The following is a 19,990-nucleotide window of genomic DNA, read 5'->3' as shown; positions in this document are numbered from 1 at the left end:
CAGTGAATTTCGCAATCCTTTTCCCAATAGAGGAACGAAAAGTATGGTTTCGGACTTAAATCTCGTTTCATCTCGTAGGTATGAATAAATCAGGTATCAGGATCTTTTTTGTTAACAAAGCCTTTTGTAAAACAACAAGCCCAGCACAGATAAAGTGCTGGACTTGCCGTGCATGAGGAAAATTACCACCAAAACGGCCGATACGGCCAGAATCGTCTAACGCCATAGAAAGGGAACCCGTATAATCCGAATCCAAACGGACTATAAGGGTAAACCCTTTCATCTTGTGTCTCATGATCGCGATTGTGAGGCATGAGCAAATATAATTTCTCATTATCATAACTATGAAGAATGCCTTGATGCAGTTGCCCGTCAGTTGTTTCAACTTGGACAGGCTGATATAAATTTTGTTTGCATTGATTCACGATGTTATTAACATTCGCGTTGTTATAATGCTGTTGACCAGCATAATGGACATTTTCCATATTAAATCTCCTCTCCATTTGTGCCTACAATCATTGGTATGCTATAAGCATGACTTTTGACAATTGTCTATAAAAAAATGATGTCATTCTGCCCTATATTTGTTATATTGAAAAAGGACTTTCCTGATTTTTTTAAACCTTCCCAATTGCCTAGAATAATATAACGACATCAAATAAAAGCGGGGGTATTTTTATTGGAATCAAGAGTTGATGGGAGACGGAAAAAGAAAAAGAAAAAGTGGCGGAAGAGGCTGCTCCTAATCTTGTTGGTCATCATACTTGTTCTTGTAGGATATGGTGTGTATGTTTTCGTTGAAACGAAAGCTGCTTTAAACCAATCTCAGATTGACATAGGGAGAAAAGGTGATAAGTCAGAGCTAAGAAAAGATGGTGTGACCCTAGGGAAAGATCCAATTTCAATCTTGTTATTGGGTGTAGAAACCTATGCCACGAAGGGAAAAAGCGGGCGGGCGGATACTGAAATTGTTATTACGATGGATCCTGATACAAAGGACCTTACGATGGTATCAGTCCCAAGAGACACCAGGGTAAGCATTGATAATGCGGGACAGTACACGGGGATACATAAAATAAATTCAGCATATTACTATGGCGGGATTACAGATTATGGGCCTGTTAAGCTTCAAGTGGAAACGGTAGAAGGTTTACTAGATATTCCAATAGATAAGTTTGTAGCTGTCGGCTTTGACGGTTTCCGGGATATCGTTGATGCTCTCGGCGGTGTTGATATCGATATCAAAAAAGGATTTTGGGAAAAAAATATTTATAATCATAACAAGCGCATTTATTTTAAAAAGGGTGAGGCTCATTTAAACGGTGAGGAAGCCCTTGCTTTTGTACGGATGAGAAAGAGAGCCGTTAACGCGACTTACTCGCGTGATGAAAGGCAAAGGCAATTCCTGAAGGCAACGATCAATCAAGCTGTTTCAGCGGGGACGATTTTTAAGGTTGGGCAAATTACCGATATCCTTGGGGAACACGTCAAGACCAATCTAACGGCTAGTGAAATCTATGCTTTGGAAAAACGGTTTTCAACAATAAACAAGTCTTCTATAAAAACGATCAAAATAGCCGGTCAAGATAAGGTGATTGGCCAAACCTCCTATTATATTGCAGACAGAGACAGCCTGGAAGAAGTCAGTCAAAAACTGCGGCGATCTCTGGGGTTAAAGCCTGATAGCCAGTTTACAACAAACGCTGATACAGTTGGGCAATAGAAGATTTGGAAGGGGGCTACACATGGCGCTTTACGGTGAATGGACTCTTGTACCTTAGAAAAAAGGGGGAATATAAGGTGATCTTTGAAATGACGGTACAAGTTCGTGTTCCGGATTTTGATAAAGGGCAACTATGGTATCAGACATTACTAAACAGGGAACCTGATTTTGTCCCCCATGGTGGCTTTGCCGAATGGGAGTTGATTCCGGGTTGTTGGCTGCAAGTAGCGGAAGGAGAACCGGCGAAAGACAGCGGACCATTGCGATTAGGCGTCATTGATATTGAATCAGAACGTGCAAGATTAAAAAAGGAACTTAGTGTTGAGAATTTTGACATCTATTCAAGAGAAGAAGTGCCGGTAAAATGGGGGACTTTTAATGACCCTTGGGGAAATCGGCTCGGGTTCTTCGAATATTTGAACAAAAAGGAAAGAGACGAAAGAATTAAAGCAGTTTTGGGATGACCGCCTTAAATGGCGGTTTATTTATTGGAACGATTAGAGTGATTTCGGATGAACCAATTTATAAGGCCGAAGACCCTATGTCCAAGACGCAATGATCGGCAAAATCGACGCAGAAATCACCGGAGAGGACGCAATCGCACCGGCTGAGGCCGCAGACTGCCGAAAGAACCGGAGCTAGGGGGGATTTCCTGATAATCCCTAGTGGTTTTGTACCGCAGCGGAAGCATTTGCATCTGAAAAGAAATAATCATCTTGGAGCAGTGAGTCGATCGCTACTCCATTCTTAGGTTAATCAGAAAGTATAACTTTCTGACGCACATAAGTGCACTGGCTAAAGACGTAACATCCTGTTACAACGCCAGTACTAGCACGTCCTGTGCGTCGCAACTACGCCTCTGTCTTCGCCAAAGGAACGCCAATCGGCAAGTTTTCTTTATATAGGCGTCCTCGCTTTTCGATTGTCGAACCATGTAATTTTTTTGTAACCTTTTGTCTCAATCTACCTTTTATAATAAAATAGAAAAGGGTTATTTGCTTATGAGCATAGGGGGATTAAAAATGACATGCAGTAATATAATCAGCCACAATATACATAATAATCCTACGAAACAGGTAAGTATTGGAGTTTTGATAGGAGGAAGACGAGATGCCGGAACCTATCAAGGGTAATGCTCGTTACATGGGAGGTCTGGATGGGCTGCGGGCTTTGGCCGTGCTTGCAGTCATCGCCTATCACCTCAATTTGCGATGGGCACCTGGCGGGTTTCTAGGTGTTGTTGTTTTCTTTGTCTTATCTGGTTATTTGATTACAGACCAGCTCGTTGCAAAGTGGGACCAAAGAGGACGGATGGATTTTCGGGACTTTTGGCTGCGGAGAGCGCGGCGGCTGTTGCCGGCCATGCTCATCTTGTTAATAGCGGTTGTTGCTTGGACAACCTTTTTTGATCATAATCTATTAGCGAAGCTGCGCGGTGATGTGGTAGCGGCGTTATTATACATAAGCAATTGGTGGTTCATATTCCATAACGTCTCTTATTTTGATAAATTTGGTTTGCCTTCGCCGCTCAACAATCTTTGGTCGCTTGCTGTTGAAGAACAGTTTTATTTGATTTGGCCATTATTATTGTATCTAGGGCTGCGATTTGTAAAACAGCGGGGCCTATTGATTTTGCTGACAATACTAATCGCGATTGACTCCGCCTTGCTCATGGCGGTACTCTATGAACCAGGCGCTGATCCAAGCCGCGTCTACTACGGTACAGATACAAGGATGTTTTCACTGTTGATCGGAGCAGCACTTGCTTTGGTTTGGCCAAGTCGAAAGCTGTCAAAAAAAGTGCCGCGTCAAGCCCGTGTGATTCTAGATCTGACAGGGACGGCAGGACTAATCGCAGTACTGTACATGGTCTGGAAGACTAATCAGTTTGATCCTTCACTTTACAGAGGCGGCATGGTTGTTATTTCTATAGCGACGGCTGTTCTTGTGGCAGTACTTGCCCACCCGGTCAGCTATCTTGCCAAAATGTTCAGTTGGAAACCGCTGCGCTGGATTGGCGTTCGTTCATACGGTATCTATCTTTGGCATTATCCGGTTATCGTGCTTACAACTCCGGCAGTAAATACTGGAGGGACAGATATTCTGAGGTGTACGCTCCAAATTGCTGCAAGCATCGGGCTTGCCGCTTTATCATGGCGATATATTGAAGATCCTATCCGCCATGGCGCCATTAAAAAGCTTTGGACGCAGTTACGTTCTCATGGCTGGCGGTGGAGCCGATTATCAATTATTAGCCGGATTGCTATAGGATGTGCCTTTCTTATCTTCGGCATATCCTGTGTGGGTATGGCCGCACCTAGCCCCGATAAGCCTGAGCATGCCAAAGTTACATCCGTGAATACCACGGATAAGCCGGCGTCAACAGATGAGAAGAAGCCGCCTAAACCGAAAAAGAATACCGGCAAAAAGCAGGAAGGTCAACAAAAACCTGCACCGGTCGAACAAGAACAAAGTGTGACCGCAATTGGCGATTCGGTGCTAATTGACGCTGCACCGTATTTGGAAAACCAGTTGCCGGGCATTGTTATTAGTGCTCATATCGGAAGGCAGATGTCAGAAGGCGAGGCTGTTGTGGATCGCCTTAAATCTAAAGGGAAATTAGGTGACTGTGTGATTATAGAATTAGGCACAAACGGCCCTTTCACTGAAACGCAGTTAAAATCCCTGGTAAATTCAATTGGGCGGGACAGACAAATTGTACTGGTCAATACCCGTGTCTCCCGTCCATGGGAAAATGCCGTTAATGCAGCGCTTCAAAAAGCGGCATCAGACTTCGCTAACATCAAGCTTGTCAATTGGTATGAAGCAAGCGCTGGAAAAAATTCCTATTTCGCGCCAGACGGCGTTCATCTTAACCCCGAGGGTGCTGAGCAGTATGCTTCCCTTGTAGCCAATGTTGTTAACAAGGTTGGAAAATAGAGTTATAAAATAAACGTATTGCCCGGTTGGTTCTATTGACCGGGAAGAGCCCCAAGTGATGTCAACTTTCACTTGGGGCTCTACAATTTCCAGCCGATGCGTCCCCAAACTTAATATAATAATTTAACTTATTGGGTTGACAGGTGAACATGCTGAGTGTATATTTTAATTAGTTTTAATTATGCAAACAATCGGAGTAGCCTTTTAATGTGCTAACGACATGCACTTTATTTTTTAGCATAAGTTGACCCTATGACCCACCAACTTTGTTTATTAACTTAATTTTCTTTTGGATTAAAAGGGGGTGCCGGCATGACTTGAAGACTTTATCTGTAAGCGGTAACAGAGACCTTTATAGATTGCCCGGAAGATTCAAATTATGGGAGGGGATGTCATCATGATAAAGGGAAGTAAATACCTTGTAATGGCGATTGTACTTATCAGTACTTTGTTGATCGCAGGGTGCAGTTCGGATACAAGTTCATCGGGAGAAGGGGACAAGGTCAAAATTTCGATGATGATCCGTTGGGTGTCCGCGGCTGATATTATCGAGAAGAAAATCATTCCGGAATTTGAAAAAGAACATCCAAATATTGAGGTTAAATTACAGACTAGCTTTAATAAAAATTATACCCAAGCACTTCAGGCTGCTGTGAATGGCGGCAATTTGCCGGACATTTTCGCCTCGCACCCATCCTTGCCTGTATCCAAATTGTATGATTTAGGCGTGCTGCATAAGCTTGACGATGTGATCGGAGATGATAAAGATAAATATGAAGAAGGGACCTGGACAAAGGGCAGCACAGTGATGGATGACGGCAGTATTTATGCTTTTCCAATCATGAGCGGCCACAAGGACTCGTTTGTTATGTATTACAACAAGGATATCTTGAAAAAAGCTGGTTTGAGTGAAAAAGATGTGCCAAAATCATGGGATCAGCTGATGGCTGTTTCTAAGAAAATTGAGAAAAAGACAGATGCCTACGGTGTATTGGTTGGATTTAAAGATCCTTGGGTGGCGGAGGGCGCTTTGACTCAGATGGCTTCAGCCATTTCACCGGAAGTGTTGCCAAGCGTTTATTACTCTCCAAAAGGCGGCGACTATAAATACGATACTAAGGGCACCATTCAGTCCATTGAATTTTTCAAAAAAATGTATGATCAAAAGATCTTGCATCCAAGTTCTTCAACACTTGATCCAGCTGAAGCCCCGGCACTATTCGCAAGTGGCAAATCGGCATTTCTGTTTGACGGGGCCTGGACAGCATCTAATCTAGTAAAAGATGGATTTAAAGATTTCGGTGTATCATTTCTCCCTACAAAGGATGGTAAAAAACAATACTTAGGTTTCCAAGGGACTCTGGCTGCCGGCTTGCTAGTTAACAAGGAAACAAAACATTATAAAGAGGTTAAGGAATTTTTGAAGTTTATGAAAGATAAAGGCTATGAAACTTTAGTTAAGAATGGCTCACAGTTTTCGCCGATTGCCGAAATTAATAAAAAGAATGCATCTGACAATGTGGTAGGGAAGACCTTCCAGCTTCAGTACGATACATTCATTGCCGCTCCGAATCCTGTCTACCACAATAAAAATGTCACGAAAGTTGAGACAGAAATGAGCGGAAAAGGCCCGCAAAAAACCGTCGGTGATGTCCTGGCGGGATATTTGACAGGGCAAGTCAGGGATGTCAAAGGCACACTGCATAAAGTGAGCGAAAAGAAAAACACAGCACTTGAAAATGCCGTTAAAGAGGTAAAGGGCAAAGGAAATAAAATTAGTCTTTCTGACTGGAAATTCAATGATTGGACACCGTTTGAACCCTATAAAAAATAAACATATCCTGGAGGGCAGCGGAATTTGCCTGCTGCCCCAGGATTATTATATGGAACTTAGGAGGTGAGCCGCCTGAAAATTATTACGGAAAAGAAATCAAAACCTTATATGTCACTGTCACCGAAAAAAGTTGCTAATAATAAAACATTAAGGCGAAAACGGATCTGGTGGGCCTATTTATTTATACTTCCGCAACTTTTGTTCTTTCTTGTTTTTACTATTTATCCAATCGTCATGAGCTATGTATACTCTGTATTCGATTGGCCGGGAATCGGTCCGCTTGATGATTTCGCCGGCTTAGAAAACTATACGAGAGTGCTTAAGGATCCAAGTTTTTGGAATGCATTTAAAAATACATTTATATACATGGCCGGCGTTACGCTTCTTTTGTTGCCTACTAGTTTGCTATTGGCTATTGCATTGAACAATGTCTTGAAAAAAAGCAGCGTATTTTATCGGACAATCTTTTTCCTTCCCGTTGTAACAACAACCGCTATCGTCGGAATTGTCATGCGTAAAGTATTCAGCAGTACGGGCGTTCTCAATGAATTTCTGATGGCGATAGGGCTCATTGACGAGCCTCATAACTGGCTCGGGTCTCCAACTTCAGCCATGATTATTTTGATCGTCATCGGTGCTTGGAAATTCTTTGGTATGATGATGGTTTATTGGCTCGCAGGGCTGCAAACACTTCCGAAAGATGTCCTTGAAGCGGCGAGTATGGATGGCTGTAATCTATGGCAGAAACTGCGCCATGTCATTGTTCCAATTCTGCTTCCCGTTGCTATGGTGATTTTACTTTTGTGTGTCAGCAGCAGTCTGCATGTTTTTGACTTAGTCCTGACATTAACCGGAGGCGGGCCTTATTATAGTACGGATGTTGTTGACCTTTATATATTCCGGTTTGCCTTCAATCCAGATTCAGGGCTGCCATCGATGGGGTATGCATCCGCTGCAGGGGTCGTTTTTGGATTGGCAGTGTTTGCTGTTATTCTTCTGCTTGGATGGTTAATCAGAAGAACAAAACAATCATAACGGGAGGTAGCCATGAAAAGAAAATTGAGTTTGAGCTCTCTTCATATATTACTGCTTATCATTGGTCTGATTTGGATTTATCCCTTTATTTGGATGATATCCGCATCATTGAAGAAAAACTTTGAATTGATAAGTTCTGGGCTAAAGTTATTACCGGAAAAAGCTCAATGGGTTAATTACGCCAGGGCATGGAATGAGGCTAACTTTTCCGGCTATTTTCTGAATACAGTTATCATTACTATTTTTACTGTATTAATTATTTTAGTTATGTGCGCTTTAACAGGGTACGCGCTGGCACGGGTGGATTTTCCAGGCAAGAAGCTTTTTATCTTAGTTATTACTGGCACAATGTTCATTCCAAAGGGATACACCATTATTCCTATATATATCATCATTAAGCAATTGGGGCTTTTGAACACTCTTGGCGGTGTTATTTTAGCCGAATCAAGCGGTGCGCATGTCTTATTCATTTTGTTGTTTATGGCCTATTTTAGCAAGTTGCCAAAGGAACTTGAGGAATCGGCGATCATGGATGGCTGCGGCTTTTTTAGAACCTTTTGGAGTATTATGCTTCCGCTGTCTAAGCCAATTATCGCAACAGTCGCGATCATGCAATTTATTTGGACTTGGAATTCCTTTTTCATTCCGTTTGTATTTACGTTAAATAAACCTGAATTACGGACACTTGCCGTCGGTATGTATTCTTTTGTAGGGGAGCATTCCGTCGATTGGGTCGGCATGACTGCCGCTGCGACGATTTCTCTTATACCCGTCATCATCATCTTCATCGTCTTCCAGCGCTTCTTCATAGAAGGGGTATCGGGTTCTGTTAAAGGTTAACTGTTTCAGGTTGTATTTCTTATCTTCACTTATGAGGGAGAGGTATCATGAAGCCTAACATACTGTTAATAACGACCGATCAACAACACTGGAACACCATTGGCGCATTTAACCAAGAAATACACACGCCTAATCTTGACAGACTCGTTCGCGAGGGGACGGCTTTTGACAGGGCTTATTGTCCAAATCCAACCTGCACGCCCTCAAGAGCTTCTATTATTACGGGAAAATATCCAAGTCAGCATGGGGCTTGGAGCATAGGCACGAAACTTTCGGAAGAAGAACACACCATTGGTGAAGACTTTATGCGGGAAGGCTATAAAACCGCTCTAATCGGAAAAGCGCATTTCCAGCCGCTTCAATCCACTGAAGAGCATCGGTCGTTGGAAGCTTATCCCATCCTTCAAAATTTGGATTTCTGGAAGGCATTTAACGATGTCTTTTATGGATTTGAGGAGGTGGAGCTCGCACGGAATCATACAAATGAAGCTCATGTCGGTCAGCATTATGCACTATGGATGGAAGAAAAAGGATGCGCTAATTGGCGGGATTTCTTTGTTCCTCCGACAGGCAATATGGATCGGTCCAAGAGATACAAGTGGGCGATACCGGAAAAATATCATTATAATCCTTGGATTGGGGAAAGAACGTGTGCCAAGTTAAATAAATATCACGAAAACGGCGATAACTTCTTTCTATGGGCAAGTTTCTTTGACCCTCATCCTCCTTATTTAGTTCCAGAGCCTTGGGATGAGATGTATGATCCTGATGGTTTGACAGTTCCCAAATACGTCCCAGGAGAGCATAAGAAGAATCCGCCGCACTTCCAGATGACACAAGAAACCAATCCAGACTTTAGCATGTACAAGGAAACACCCTACGGTAATATTGGCTTCCATTCACACGCAGGTGTATCGGAGCAGGCAAAAAGGAAAAACATGGCGGTCTATTATGGCATGATCAGCATGGTTGACAAGTACGTTGGCAAAATCCTGGATAGATTGGATGAACTAGGATTAACTGAAAATACTATTGTCGTATTCACGACGGACCATGGCCATTTGTTCGGCCAGCATGGTCTTCATGACAAAGGCGGTTTTCATTATGAAGACCTATTGAAATTGCCGTTTGTTGTGCGGTTTCCTGGTATCGTGCCTGCTGGAAGGGTCTCACATGCGATGCAGTCCTTAGTTGATTTAGGACCGACACTTTTGCAGTTAGCGGGTATTCGGTCATCCCATCCAATGGCAGGTAAAGACCAAAGCGGCGTCTGGAAAGGAACAGAAAAGCAAGTGAGAGACCATGTGATTTGTGAATATCGAAATCAGCCGACCAAGGTGCATCAAAAAACCTATATTGATGAGAGGTACAAACTCACTGTTTATTACAATCAGGGTTATGGTGAGCTATTCGATTTGTGCAATGACCCTCATGAACTCTGCAATTTATGGGATGACGAGGATTATAAAGACACCAAAGCGAATGTTATGATGAAATATGTTTGGGCGGAATTGGGCAAGGAAATACTTCCTATGCCTCGGATAGCGGGCGCTTGAATATCGCGAGACTTAGCAGAAAAGGAGAGGGCTTATGACACAATTAAAAGTCAAAAATCAAGAGTTTTGGCATGGTGATAAACCCATGCAAATCGTTTCCGGAGCAATCCATTATTTTCGCATCGTTCCCGAGTATTGGAAAGATAGATTGCTAAAGTTGAAGGCCTGCGGATTTAATACAGTTGAAACGTATATCGCATGGAATGTCCATGAACCAAAGGAAGGGCAGTTTTGTTTTGAAGGCATGGCGAATGTCGTTGAATTTATTAAAACGGCGGAGGAGGTTGGCTTATTTGTCATCGTTCGCCCAAGCCCATACATTTGTGCAGAATGGGAATTCGGCGGGCTGCCGGCTTGGCTTTTGGCGGATGATAGTACTCGCCTAAGATCTTCCTGCCCGCAATACTTAGAAAAAATTGATAACTACTATGACGTGTTAATGGAAAAGCTAAAACCCTTGCTCAGCACTAATGGCGGACCCATTATTGCCATGCAGATTGAAAATGAATATGGGAGTTACGGCAATGATACAAAGTATCTTGAATATCTAAGAGACGGGCTCACATCCCGTGGTATTGATGTATTATTATTCACATCCGATGGCCCTGAGGGATTTATGCTTCAAGGTGGAATGGTGCCGGGCGTTTTAGAAACAGTCAACTTTGGTTCAAAGCCTAAAGAATCGTTTGCCAAACTGGAAGAATACCAGAAAGATCAGCCCCTTATGTGTATGGAATATTGGAACGGATGGTTCGACCATTGGGGGGAGGAGCACCATACCCGTGATCCCCAGGATGCTGTGGATTCTTTTGAGACGATCCTGAAAGAGGGTGCATCTGTTAATTTTTATATGTTTCACGGCGGGACCAATTTTGGGTTTTATAACGGTGCCAATTACGGTGGCGCATACCAGCCGACGGTGACGAGTTATGATTATGATTGTCCGGTCTCTGAATCGGGAGATCTGACTACAAAATATTATAAGGTACGGGACGTTATGACTCGCCATACAGGTGTGACACCGCCGGAACTGCCTGCTCCGATTCCAAAGAAAGCATACGGCGCTGTCCACTTAACAGCTCAAGCTGGCCTGTTCGATTCCCTTAATAAGATCGCAAGTCCTTTGCAAAGGACCCATCCAGAATCGATGGAAAAGCTGGGGCAAAATGTTGGTTTTACTTTATATCGGACAACGATAAAAGGTCCTAGGGAGCCTGCCAGATTAGCCATTCAGGATGTTCGTGACCGAGCACTTGTTTTTGTCAATCAAGCATATATTGGTGTGATCGACCGCATAAACGGCGGGGAATTAGACATTGAAGTGGGGGAGGACGGTGCAGAGTTAGATATTCTTGTTGAAAATATGGGACGAATAAATTATGGCCCCTATCTTAAGGATCGCAAAGGTATTACTGAAGGTGTGCGACTTGGCCAGCAGTTTCTGTATAATTGGACGATTTATCCGTTGCCTCTGGACGATCTCACAAATCTCTCCTTTAATACGCTTAGCAAAAAACGGGGGCCGTCGTTTTATAAAGCGTCATTCGGCATCGATGAGGCTGCGGATACTTTCCTTGAACTCCCCGGTTGGACAAAAGGCGCTGCTTTTATTAATGGTTTCAATCTCGGCCGCTACTGGGAAATCGGACCGCAAAAAACATTATATGTTCCCGCCCCTCTTTTGAATAAAGGCAAAAATAAACTTGTTGTTTTCGAATTACATGGCATGGATAAACCAGAAGTCATATTTCAGGAAAAACCGGATCTGGGATAATTGAATATTAACACTTCGATCAGCGGAAGGGTATATCCGCTGGTCATACTCAACTTATTTTATTAAATTAATTAATTTAATAAAATGAAGGAGGTGAAGGTGCTTCGGAGAATGACCCGCTCTTTTGAAAGACAAATTTACGAAAGGAAGGGAACGAACCGATGAAAAATGGCCGCATAGTTTTTTTAGCAGGATTAGGTCTTGTATTCCTTTTGGCATTGTTTTCCATACCCGGGCTACCCGGAATCGGCGGAGGACAAGCTTTTGCAAAAGAAAATACGGTAACCATCACGTCGGAAGACCTTACTGTTCAAGTCGACAAAGATTTTCCCCGCGTCATTCAGTATAAGTGGAATAAAAATGGCGCTATTCTTTATGGCCAAGACCACAAACTATCAACTGTTCGAATTAACGGGGAGGAATACCATCCGACCGTTACATCGAAAACCGCGACTGATGCGGTGATCTATCACTTGTCCTTCTCCAAGATTGATGTCAATATGACGATCCGGCTCGAGGTCGCCGGTAATGTTCTATCTTTTAAAGTCACAAAAATAGAAGAAAAGGGAGCTGCTAAGGTTAATACGCTGAGCTTCCCTGATCAAAGCATCATCGCTGTTCACAGCAACCAGCCGAATGCGGAAATGGCAAGTGCCAGACTTCCTTTCAATGGGTCATACGGTGACCATGATCCGATCGACCAGTATAGGAAGATTGCTGATTTGCCAACGGATGAGGATGCGAGTGGAGCGACGATGGCAATCCTTAATACGGATCAATTGGCAGCAGCGCTAGCAACGAATAGTCTTGGCGACCAGTCACGGCTGTTATATAAAACAACCGATAGCAGCAGTTACAAGGCAACAGGGCTGTGGAGCGGCGTATGGACATATAGAGGGGGTGACGGCAAGATTGTTGCCCTGCCATGGGAAAAGGTTGTCCTCACCGATGATCAGAACAGTGATGACCAGGTAGACTGGCAAGACGGTGCGATAGCTTTCCGGGATATCATGACATTGCCAAAAGGGTCAAAGGATATCGACCATGATGTCGTTAATCAAATTGCTTTTAATATTGCCAGCCAACCGACACATCCCTTCTTGCGGACGTTAGATGAAGTTAAAAAAAGTTACCTCTTGACGGATGGTTTGGGGCAATCCATTCTTCTCAAAGGTTATCAAGATCAGGGCCACGACAGCTCCCATCCGGATTACGGCAACCATTATAATAAGGCGGCCGGCGGGTTAAAAGACTTAAAATACCTAGTAAACCAAGGGAAAAAATATAATACCAGCTTTGGGGTGCATATCAACCAACAGGAAATGTACCCGGAAGCAAAGAATTTCCGCTGGGACCTGACCAACAATCTTAAGAAAGGTTGGGCCTGGATGGACCAATCCTATCAAATCAATCAGAAGAAAGATGTTGCTGAAGGGTCATTCCAAAAGCGGATTAAAGAGTTGAAGAAGGATGTTCCGAACCTGTCATGGATTTATGTTGATGTTTATTTTGACAGAGGCTGGGATGCTCATGAAGTCGCAGATACGATCCATAACTTGGGATGGGGTGTCCATACCGAATTCGAAGACTATATGTGGCCAAATGCCTTATATTATCACAGGGCTAATCAGTATGACGGCATTGGCGTTAACAGTAAGATCCTACGCTTCATTTATAACGAATATAAAGATGTTTGGGTGAAGAAGGATGCCATGCTAATGGGTGACAGCAACCTTAGCTTTATGGGCTGGATGGGCCAGAATGATATAAATAAGTGGTCAAAGCGGGTCTTTACGAATAATCTGCCTACTAAGTATATGCAAAACTTCCCGATAGTGAAATGGTCAGATCACCGCATTGATTTTAAAGATCATGTCCATGTCACCAAAACGGACGGGAAAATTCAGATTTTCAAAGATAATAAGCTTGTCATGAATGGCAGCGATGTATTTTTACCATGGGATCCGAAAAAAGAGACAAAAATTTATCACTGGAATATGAAAGGCGGAACGACCACATGGCAATTGCCTGATAGCTGGGCAAAAGAGAAAAAGGTTGTGCTTTATAAGTTGACGGATACCGGCAAGAAGTTTGTGAAAAAGCTGTCAGTTAAGGATGGAAAAGTAACCATTAAAGCTGACAAGGACACGCCTTACGTTATTTATAAACAGCCCGTTAAAGGCCACGGCCATACGAAAGATGGCAAGAGCCAAAAGATGGACTGGGGTGAAGGCGGTTTCGTCAAGGACCCGCACTTTTTCAGCCATAGCTTTAAGGATTGGAAAAGGTCTTCAAAATCAGGCGATGTCGGCGGCATCTCGGTTGTCACTGATGACCGGGGCTATCAGAACTTACAGTTTGCTGGAACAAATGAAGGTACCGTCAGTCAGAGGATCAAAGGTTTAAAGCCAGGCAATACCTATTCAGCATCTGTTTGGGTAGAAGTTAAAGGAAAACGGAAGGCTGTGATCGGTGTCAAAGATTACGGCGGAAAAAACGTCAGCAATTGGACGGACGAGTCGCCAGCTGTCCAGTATACGGCATCCAACCCGCGGCAAGGAAGTCATTTTCAAAGAATGAAAGTCTTGTTTACCGTACCAAAGAATAATAAAAAAGGTGAAGCGACGCTTTATTTGAAGACGGAAGCCGGTGATAGCAGCGCGTTAGTACAATTTGCCGATGTGCGTGTTGTGGAAAACAACGGCGCGGACCAGCATAAGGATGGAAAAACGTACTATGAAGATTTTGAACATGTCGATCAAGGCTGGGGGCCCTTTGTCTATGGTCATGCAAGCGGTGACCCGACGATCCATTTGTCTGGATTGCATAAAGGCTATACCCGGGACACGATTTCCGGCAAGCGCTCATTAAAGATCTTGAATCCAGGAAAAGGCATGCAATACCGAACACTTGGCCAAACATTGCGGCTCGATCCGAATCACACCTATAAGGTGACATTTGATTATCAAGCCGATGCATCTAACTTGTTTAACTTTGTTGTTCAATCTGATCATAACAATTCGCAAATTGTGAGTGATAAGCTGCAGGCAACGACGGATCGGCCGCTTGACAGTCCGCCTTCGGCAACGGGTGAAAAACCTGCAGGCTGGACTGATAGTCTTCCGCCGCAATATTCAGCGCCACACCGTACTTACACACAAACGGTCACAACCGGCGGTGAAGAGTGTGGAGAATATTACATTGGTGTGACGTCACCTGGAGGTTCGGGAGCATTAACGATCGACAACCTCTCTGTTGAAGATCTTGGGACGGCAAAAGAATCAAATCAGTGCCCAGCAGCACCAACAGGTGAACTGCAATTAGACTCCGGTTCAATAAGTGCCGACATTCCGGCCGAGGTGACAGGCAGTTTTACAAATCACAGTAGCAAGCCTGAGAAAGATGTAACTCTTGATCTTAATGTACCAAAGGGTTGGTCTGTGAAACCTGTGTCGGACACTTCGTTTGAACAAGTGGGTCCTGGTAAAACGGTTAAAGCAACTTGGAACGTGACACCGGATCAATCGACTACACAAGGTTCGTATGATTTAGCGGGTAAGGCAACCTTCTTATGGAACGATAAGAGAGCGAGCACATCGGCCGTCAAAACGGTACAGATTCTTCCACCGCCTCCAACCAAAGACAGCTGGCTGAGTGATCTTGCCTGGATCAATGCGTCCAATGGATGGGGTCCTGTGGAAAAGGATATGAGCAATGGAGGAAATGGTAAGAATGATGGTCAAGCCTTAACCTTGAATGGCGCCACTTTCCAGAAAGGACTTGGTGCCCATGCCGCGTCAGACATCGAGTATTTCTTGGGCGGCAACTGCTCAAGCTTTGCTGCCAAGGTTGGCGTTGATGACGAGATGACTGACAATTCAGCCGCAAGCGTCGACTTCCAGGTGTGGGGTGATGGCAAAAAACTTTACGACAGCGGTATGATGACAGCTGTGTCTAAGACGAAATCAGTCGATGTTGATGTTAAAGGGGTGGACAAACTTAAGCTGATCGTGACTGATGGCGGCAACGGCAATGGCAGCGATCATGCCGATTGGGCAAACGCCCGCATTATTTGTGAATAGGAAAAATTGAAGGTTCAAAAATGTACCCGATAGTGTAGATTTGAAAAAGTCGCCTATTGGGTACTTTTTGTACAGTTGTAGAAAAATCGGGATCATGAGGACGCAATGTCCCGCGAAATCGACGCAGAAATCACCGAAGAGGACGCAGTCGTCGGTCTGAAGGGTAATGAAGACACCAAAGTGATCCAAAGGACGAGGGGGAAGGATTTTCTCTGTTGATGTCTACAAAAAGTACATTGAACAGTTAAAAGATGTATATAAAGCTCTTATTAAAATCTCAGAGATTACTTACGATATATCAACAATTAATTTAAATAAGCAAGAGAAAAAAGTGATCTCCACCTGGCTCGTCACAGTCTCTAGGGAGGTCACTCCTCATTATATCTGCTTCGTTAAAGGTTTTATTAACTTATTGGGTTGACAGGTGAACGAGCTCAAGTGTATATTTTAATTAGTTAAAATTATCTGCAAAACAGAGGTTGCGTCGGTGTTGTTTTTTAACTAAACTTGTACCTACAACCCATTAACACAATGTAAGGACTCCTCTTTAGGGCTATATTTTTGATATGCTAAGAAGAAAGCGTTTACTTAAAAGGGGAGTATTAAGTGTGGTCAATCCCGGAGAACATAACGAGATATTTTCCAACTTTAAGGAGGTGAACGCCGTCGGGTGAACATCCCAAAAAGGAGATAACCAAACTAGAATAATAGGAGCTGAGAGGATGGAAAAAGTAAGAATCGGCATTATAGGAGCAGGACTTCGCAGCGGGATTGCCCAGTATTGGCATAACCCGGACGGAAAGTCAGTTGTTGTTGGGGCTGCTGATGTTTCAGTGGATAGATTAGAAACGTTTAAAGAAAAAGTTAATGACAGTGCTTTTGTTACAACGGATTATAAAGAATTACTCAAAAGGAAAGACATCGATGCGATTGCGATTACGTCACCTGACTTTTTGCATGAAGAGCATGCGGTCGCTGCGCTTGAGGCGGGAAAGCATGTCTATTGCGAAAAGCCTTTGGCGATTACGGTTGAAGGCTGCGACCACATTATAGAGACAGCGAAGAAAACCGGCAAGCATCTGATGGTTGGCTTCAACATGCGCTATATGAATATGTTCCAAACGATGAAAGGGATCGTTGACTCTGGTGTGATCGGAGACATCAAAGCGGTATGGGTCAGACACTTTGTGGGGCTTGGCGGCTATTTTTATTATCACGATTGGCATGGTGCGTCTAAGAATACCACATCGCTGTTATTGCAAAAAGGCTCGCACGATATCGATGTGATCCACTGGATTACTGGAAAATATACCAAAAAAGTTTCCGCTTTTGGCGGACTTGATTTCTTCGGCGGTGATAAACCAAATGATTTAACGTGCCCGACCTGTGACGTAAAGGATACGTGCACTGAAGCAAGCCCAGACACGCTGATTCAATGTGCGTTCAGGGAAGAGATTGATGTTGAAGATAATAATGTGGTGATCATGGAGCTTGAAGGTGGGATTAAGGCTTCATACTTACAATGTCACTTTACACCGGACTACCAAAGGAATTATACCTTCATTGGTACAGAAGGCCGGATGGAGAACAACGAGTTAGAAGGAAAAGTCTATGTCCGTACACGGAAATCGAATTCCTGGCGTGAGCACAGTGATATGACTTACGAGATTAAGAAACAAACTGGCAGTCATGGCGGAGCTGACCCGAAAATTTGCGATGACTTTATTGAATTGGTTGCAAATAACAAAGAACCGCTAACATCTCCATTTGCAGGAAGAATGAGTGTCGCGGTCGGGTGTGCGGCGACTGAATCGATTCGGGCTGGAGGTAAGGTTGTAGACGTTAGCCAAAGAACGGTAAGAATTTAAAAGGTGGCAACTACTGTTTACTTTCTATAAAAAATAGGGGAGGGTTAAAAATGAAAAAGCTTTGCTTAATTTTGGTTAGTGTCTTTTTGCTATGTCTCGTAAGCGCATGCTCCAATAGTGAGTCAGGCTCAGGTTCGAGTAAAGTAACACTTAGGTATGGCATATGGGATAAGAATCAAAAACCGGCTATGCAAAAAATCGTCGATGAATTCCAAAAAAAGCATCCTGAAATTAATGTAAAAATTGAGGTTACACCATATGATCAGTATTGGACAAAGTTGGAAACGGCTGCTACAGGAAAAAGCCTTCCAGATGTCTTTTGGATGAATGGCCCGAATTTTATAAAATATTCCTCCAATGATATGTTAATGCCAATCAATAATCTTACTAAGAAGGACAAAGTTAATTTAGGGAATTATCCCAAGGCTTTGGTAAACCTTTATACATTTAAAGGGAAAACTTATGGAATTCCGAAAGACTTTGATACAATAGGTCTCTTTTATAATAAGAAACTATTTGATGAAGCCCACATTCCTTATCCAGATGAAACATGGGATTGGGATAAATTAAAAGCAGCAGCAAAAAAACTAACCAATAAGGAGAAAGGCGTATGGGGAATTGCCGCGAGAATGGAAAATCAAGCGGGGTTTTATAATACGATTTATCAAAACGGTGGATATGTCATTTCGGATGATAAGAAAAAATCAGGATATGACCAACCCGAAACCATTGGCGGCCTCAAGTTTTGGATTGATATGATTAAGGACGGTTCATCGCCGACACAAGCGCAAATGACAGAAACAACTCCAAGCGCACTGTTTGAATCGGGAAAGGTAGCGATGATCTATGATGGCTCTTGGATGCAGATTGAATATGAACAAAACGAATACACAAAAGACAAAGTAGACGTCGCACCATTGCCAAAAGGCAAGAAAAAAGCAAACATTATTCATGGCTTAGCAAATGTTGTTGCTGCTAATACTCAGCATAAAAAAGAAGCACAAGAGTTTTTAGCGTTTCTAGGATCAAAAAAGGCTTCCCTTATACAAGCTAAATCTGGCACGGTGATTCCAGCTTATAACGGAACGCAAAAATTGTGGGTGAAATCTAATCCGAATGTAAATTTACAAGTCTTTATAGACAGCGCTAAATATGCTGTACCACTTCCATCATCAAAAAACACATCAAAATGGTGGGATGATGAAACTAAAATCCTTAATAAAGCTTGGGGATTAGAAATACCTGTCGATGAGGCGGCCAAAACATTGGCTAAAAAAATGAATAAGGATTTGGCGGAAGAGCATTAGAACGTAACTGCCAAAAGGGAGGTGTTCATTTGACAACATCGGAAAGAGCGGTTGAAGGCCATACCATTGAGACAAACCTGCATCCTCGACCAAAATTGAGAAAATCCAAACCCTGTTATTCCGATTGGTTTTGGGGCTATCTAATGATAGCACCAACCATGATCGGATTGGGAATCTTTTATTTATGGCCGACGATTCAAACTATTTATTTCAGTTTCACAAAGTGGGGAGCATTCGGTAATCATAGCTGGATCGGCCTAGAAAATTATAAAAGACTTTTTCATGATCCGGTGACTTTAGAAGCTTTCAAAAATACGTTAATTTTTGTTGTCATAACTGTGCCTGTTGGCATTGCAATTTCCATTATCGTGGCAGTCCTTCTCAATCAAAAAATAAAGGGGCTGACTGTATACAGAACCTTGTATTTTTTACCGGTAGTAACAATGCCTGCCGCTGTTGCCATGGTATGGCGCTGGCTCTATAATTCGGACTACGGCTTAATTAACCAGTTTTTATCCTTTTTTTCTATAAGCGGACCTAGGTGGATAACAGATCCAAATATTGCACTTTACTCAGTTATTATTGTTGCGATTTGGAGCACGATTGGCTATAACATGGTTATCATTTTATCGGGTTTACAAGGGATTCCGACCACTTATTATGAAGCGGCAACGATTGATGGCGCAGGACCTTTTGTGAAATTCTTCAAAATTACATTGCCGATGCTTTCACCTGTGATCTTTTTCGTTACCATTATGTCTTTAATTAGTGCCTTTCAAGTATTTGACCTTATTCTAATGATGATAGGGCCAAATAATAATGCTATTGAAGAATCCCAAACGCTGGTTTACTTATTTTATCATGCTGCTTTTGTCGTTAATGATAAAGGTTATGGAGCGGCAATTGCTGTAGTGTTGCTGATTATTATTTTAATTATCACTGCAGTCCAATTAAAGTTGCAAAAAAAGTGGGTACATTACGAGTAAAGGGAGGCGATGATATTGCCAAATGCATCGAAAAGCAGTAAAGGG

The 19,990-nt window shown here is 42.9% G+C and carries 13 protein-coding genes and 1 pseudogene; 13 read left to right on the top strand and 1 reads right to left on the bottom strand.

What is annotated here, in order from left to right:
* Window positions 1–182: 182 nt before the first annotated feature.
* The gene (locus EV207_RS18175; protein ID WP_132747574.1) at window positions 183–485 is read right to left on the bottom strand and encodes a hypothetical protein; all 303 of its coding nucleotides are present in this window, start codon (window positions 483–485) and stop codon (window positions 183–185) included.
* A gap of 194 nt (window positions 486–679) precedes the next feature.
* Here EV207_RS18175 and EV207_RS18170 point away from each other — a divergent pair, with 194 nt between their 5' ends.
* From EV207_RS18170 to EV207_RS18115, 13 genes and pseudogenes are all read left to right on the top strand, one after another.
* A complete protein-coding gene (locus EV207_RS18170; RefSeq protein ID WP_132747573.1) occupies window positions 680–1,723 on the top strand; it encodes an LCP family protein in 1,044 nt (347 codons plus the stop codon).
* Between the two features lie 77 nt (window positions 1,724–1,800).
* The gene (locus EV207_RS18165) at window positions 1,801–2,187 is read left to right on the top strand and encodes a VOC family protein (protein ID WP_132747572.1); all 387 of its coding nucleotides are present in this window, start codon (window positions 1,801–1,803) and stop codon (window positions 2,185–2,187) included.
* Window positions 2,188–2,833: 646 nt separating this feature from the next.
* Window positions 2,834–4,663 (top strand): acyltransferase family protein, encoded by a 1,830-nt coding sequence (locus tag EV207_RS18160; protein ID WP_132747571.1) that lies wholly within the window; start codon window positions 2,834–2,836, stop codon window positions 4,661–4,663.
* 397 nt (window positions 4,664–5,060) lie between these two features.
* Complete coding sequence (locus tag EV207_RS18155) at window positions 5,061–6,497, top strand: ABC transporter substrate-binding protein (RefSeq protein WP_165887003.1); 1,437 nt, start codon at window positions 5,061–5,063, stop codon at window positions 6,495–6,497.
* 63 nt (window positions 6,498–6,560) lie between these two features.
* Window positions 6,561–7,532 (top strand): carbohydrate ABC transporter permease, encoded by a 972-nt coding sequence (locus tag EV207_RS18150; RefSeq protein ID WP_207902970.1) that lies wholly within the window; start codon window positions 6,561–6,563, stop codon window positions 7,530–7,532.
* A gap of 12 nt (window positions 7,533–7,544) precedes the next feature.
* Window positions 7,545–8,372, top strand: coding sequence for a carbohydrate ABC transporter permease (locus EV207_RS18145; protein WP_132747569.1), 828 nt, complete (start codon window positions 7,545–7,547; stop codon window positions 8,370–8,372).
* Between the two features lie 47 nt (window positions 8,373–8,419).
* A complete protein-coding gene (locus tag EV207_RS18140; RefSeq protein ID WP_132747568.1) occupies window positions 8,420–9,928 on the top strand; it encodes a sulfatase family protein in 1,509 nt (502 codons plus the stop codon).
* 34 nt (window positions 9,929–9,962) lie between these two features.
* Entirely contained in the window at window positions 9,963–11,702 is a 1,740-nt protein-coding gene (locus tag EV207_RS18135) for a glycoside hydrolase family 35 protein (RefSeq protein WP_132747567.1), read from the top strand.
* A 161-nt stretch (window positions 11,703–11,863) separates the two neighbouring features.
* Complete coding sequence (locus tag EV207_RS18130) at window positions 11,864–15,784, top strand: endo-alpha-N-acetylgalactosaminidase family protein (RefSeq protein WP_132747566.1); 3,921 nt, start codon at window positions 11,864–11,866, stop codon at window positions 15,782–15,784.
* Between the two features lie 211 nt (window positions 15,785–15,995).
* Window positions 15,996–16,079: pseudogene (locus EV207_RS23970) on the top strand (PH domain-containing protein); the annotation flags it as partial.
* Between the two features lie 427 nt (window positions 16,080–16,506).
* Window positions 16,507–17,652, top strand: a complete 1,146-nt coding sequence (locus EV207_RS18125; RefSeq protein ID WP_132747565.1) for a Gfo/Idh/MocA family protein — start codon at window positions 16,507–16,509, stop codon at window positions 17,650–17,652.
* A 50-nt stretch (window positions 17,653–17,702) separates the two neighbouring features.
* Window positions 17,703–18,959, top strand: a complete 1,257-nt coding sequence (locus EV207_RS18120; protein WP_132747564.1) for an ABC transporter substrate-binding protein — start codon at window positions 17,703–17,705, stop codon at window positions 18,957–18,959.
* Window positions 18,960–19,036: 77 nt separating this feature from the next.
* Complete coding sequence (locus EV207_RS18115; RefSeq protein ID WP_424511387.1) at window positions 19,037–19,945, top strand: carbohydrate ABC transporter permease; 909 nt, start codon at window positions 19,037–19,039, stop codon at window positions 19,943–19,945.
* The last annotated feature ends 45 nt before the right edge of the window (window positions 19,946–19,990 follow it).

It is taken from the genome of Scopulibacillus darangshiensis, from assembly GCF_004341035.1.
Lineage (GTDB): Bacteria > Bacillota > Bacilli > Bacillales > Sporolactobacillaceae > Scopulibacillus > Scopulibacillus darangshiensis.
This window is presented reverse-complemented; position numbering and strand designations above follow the sequence as displayed.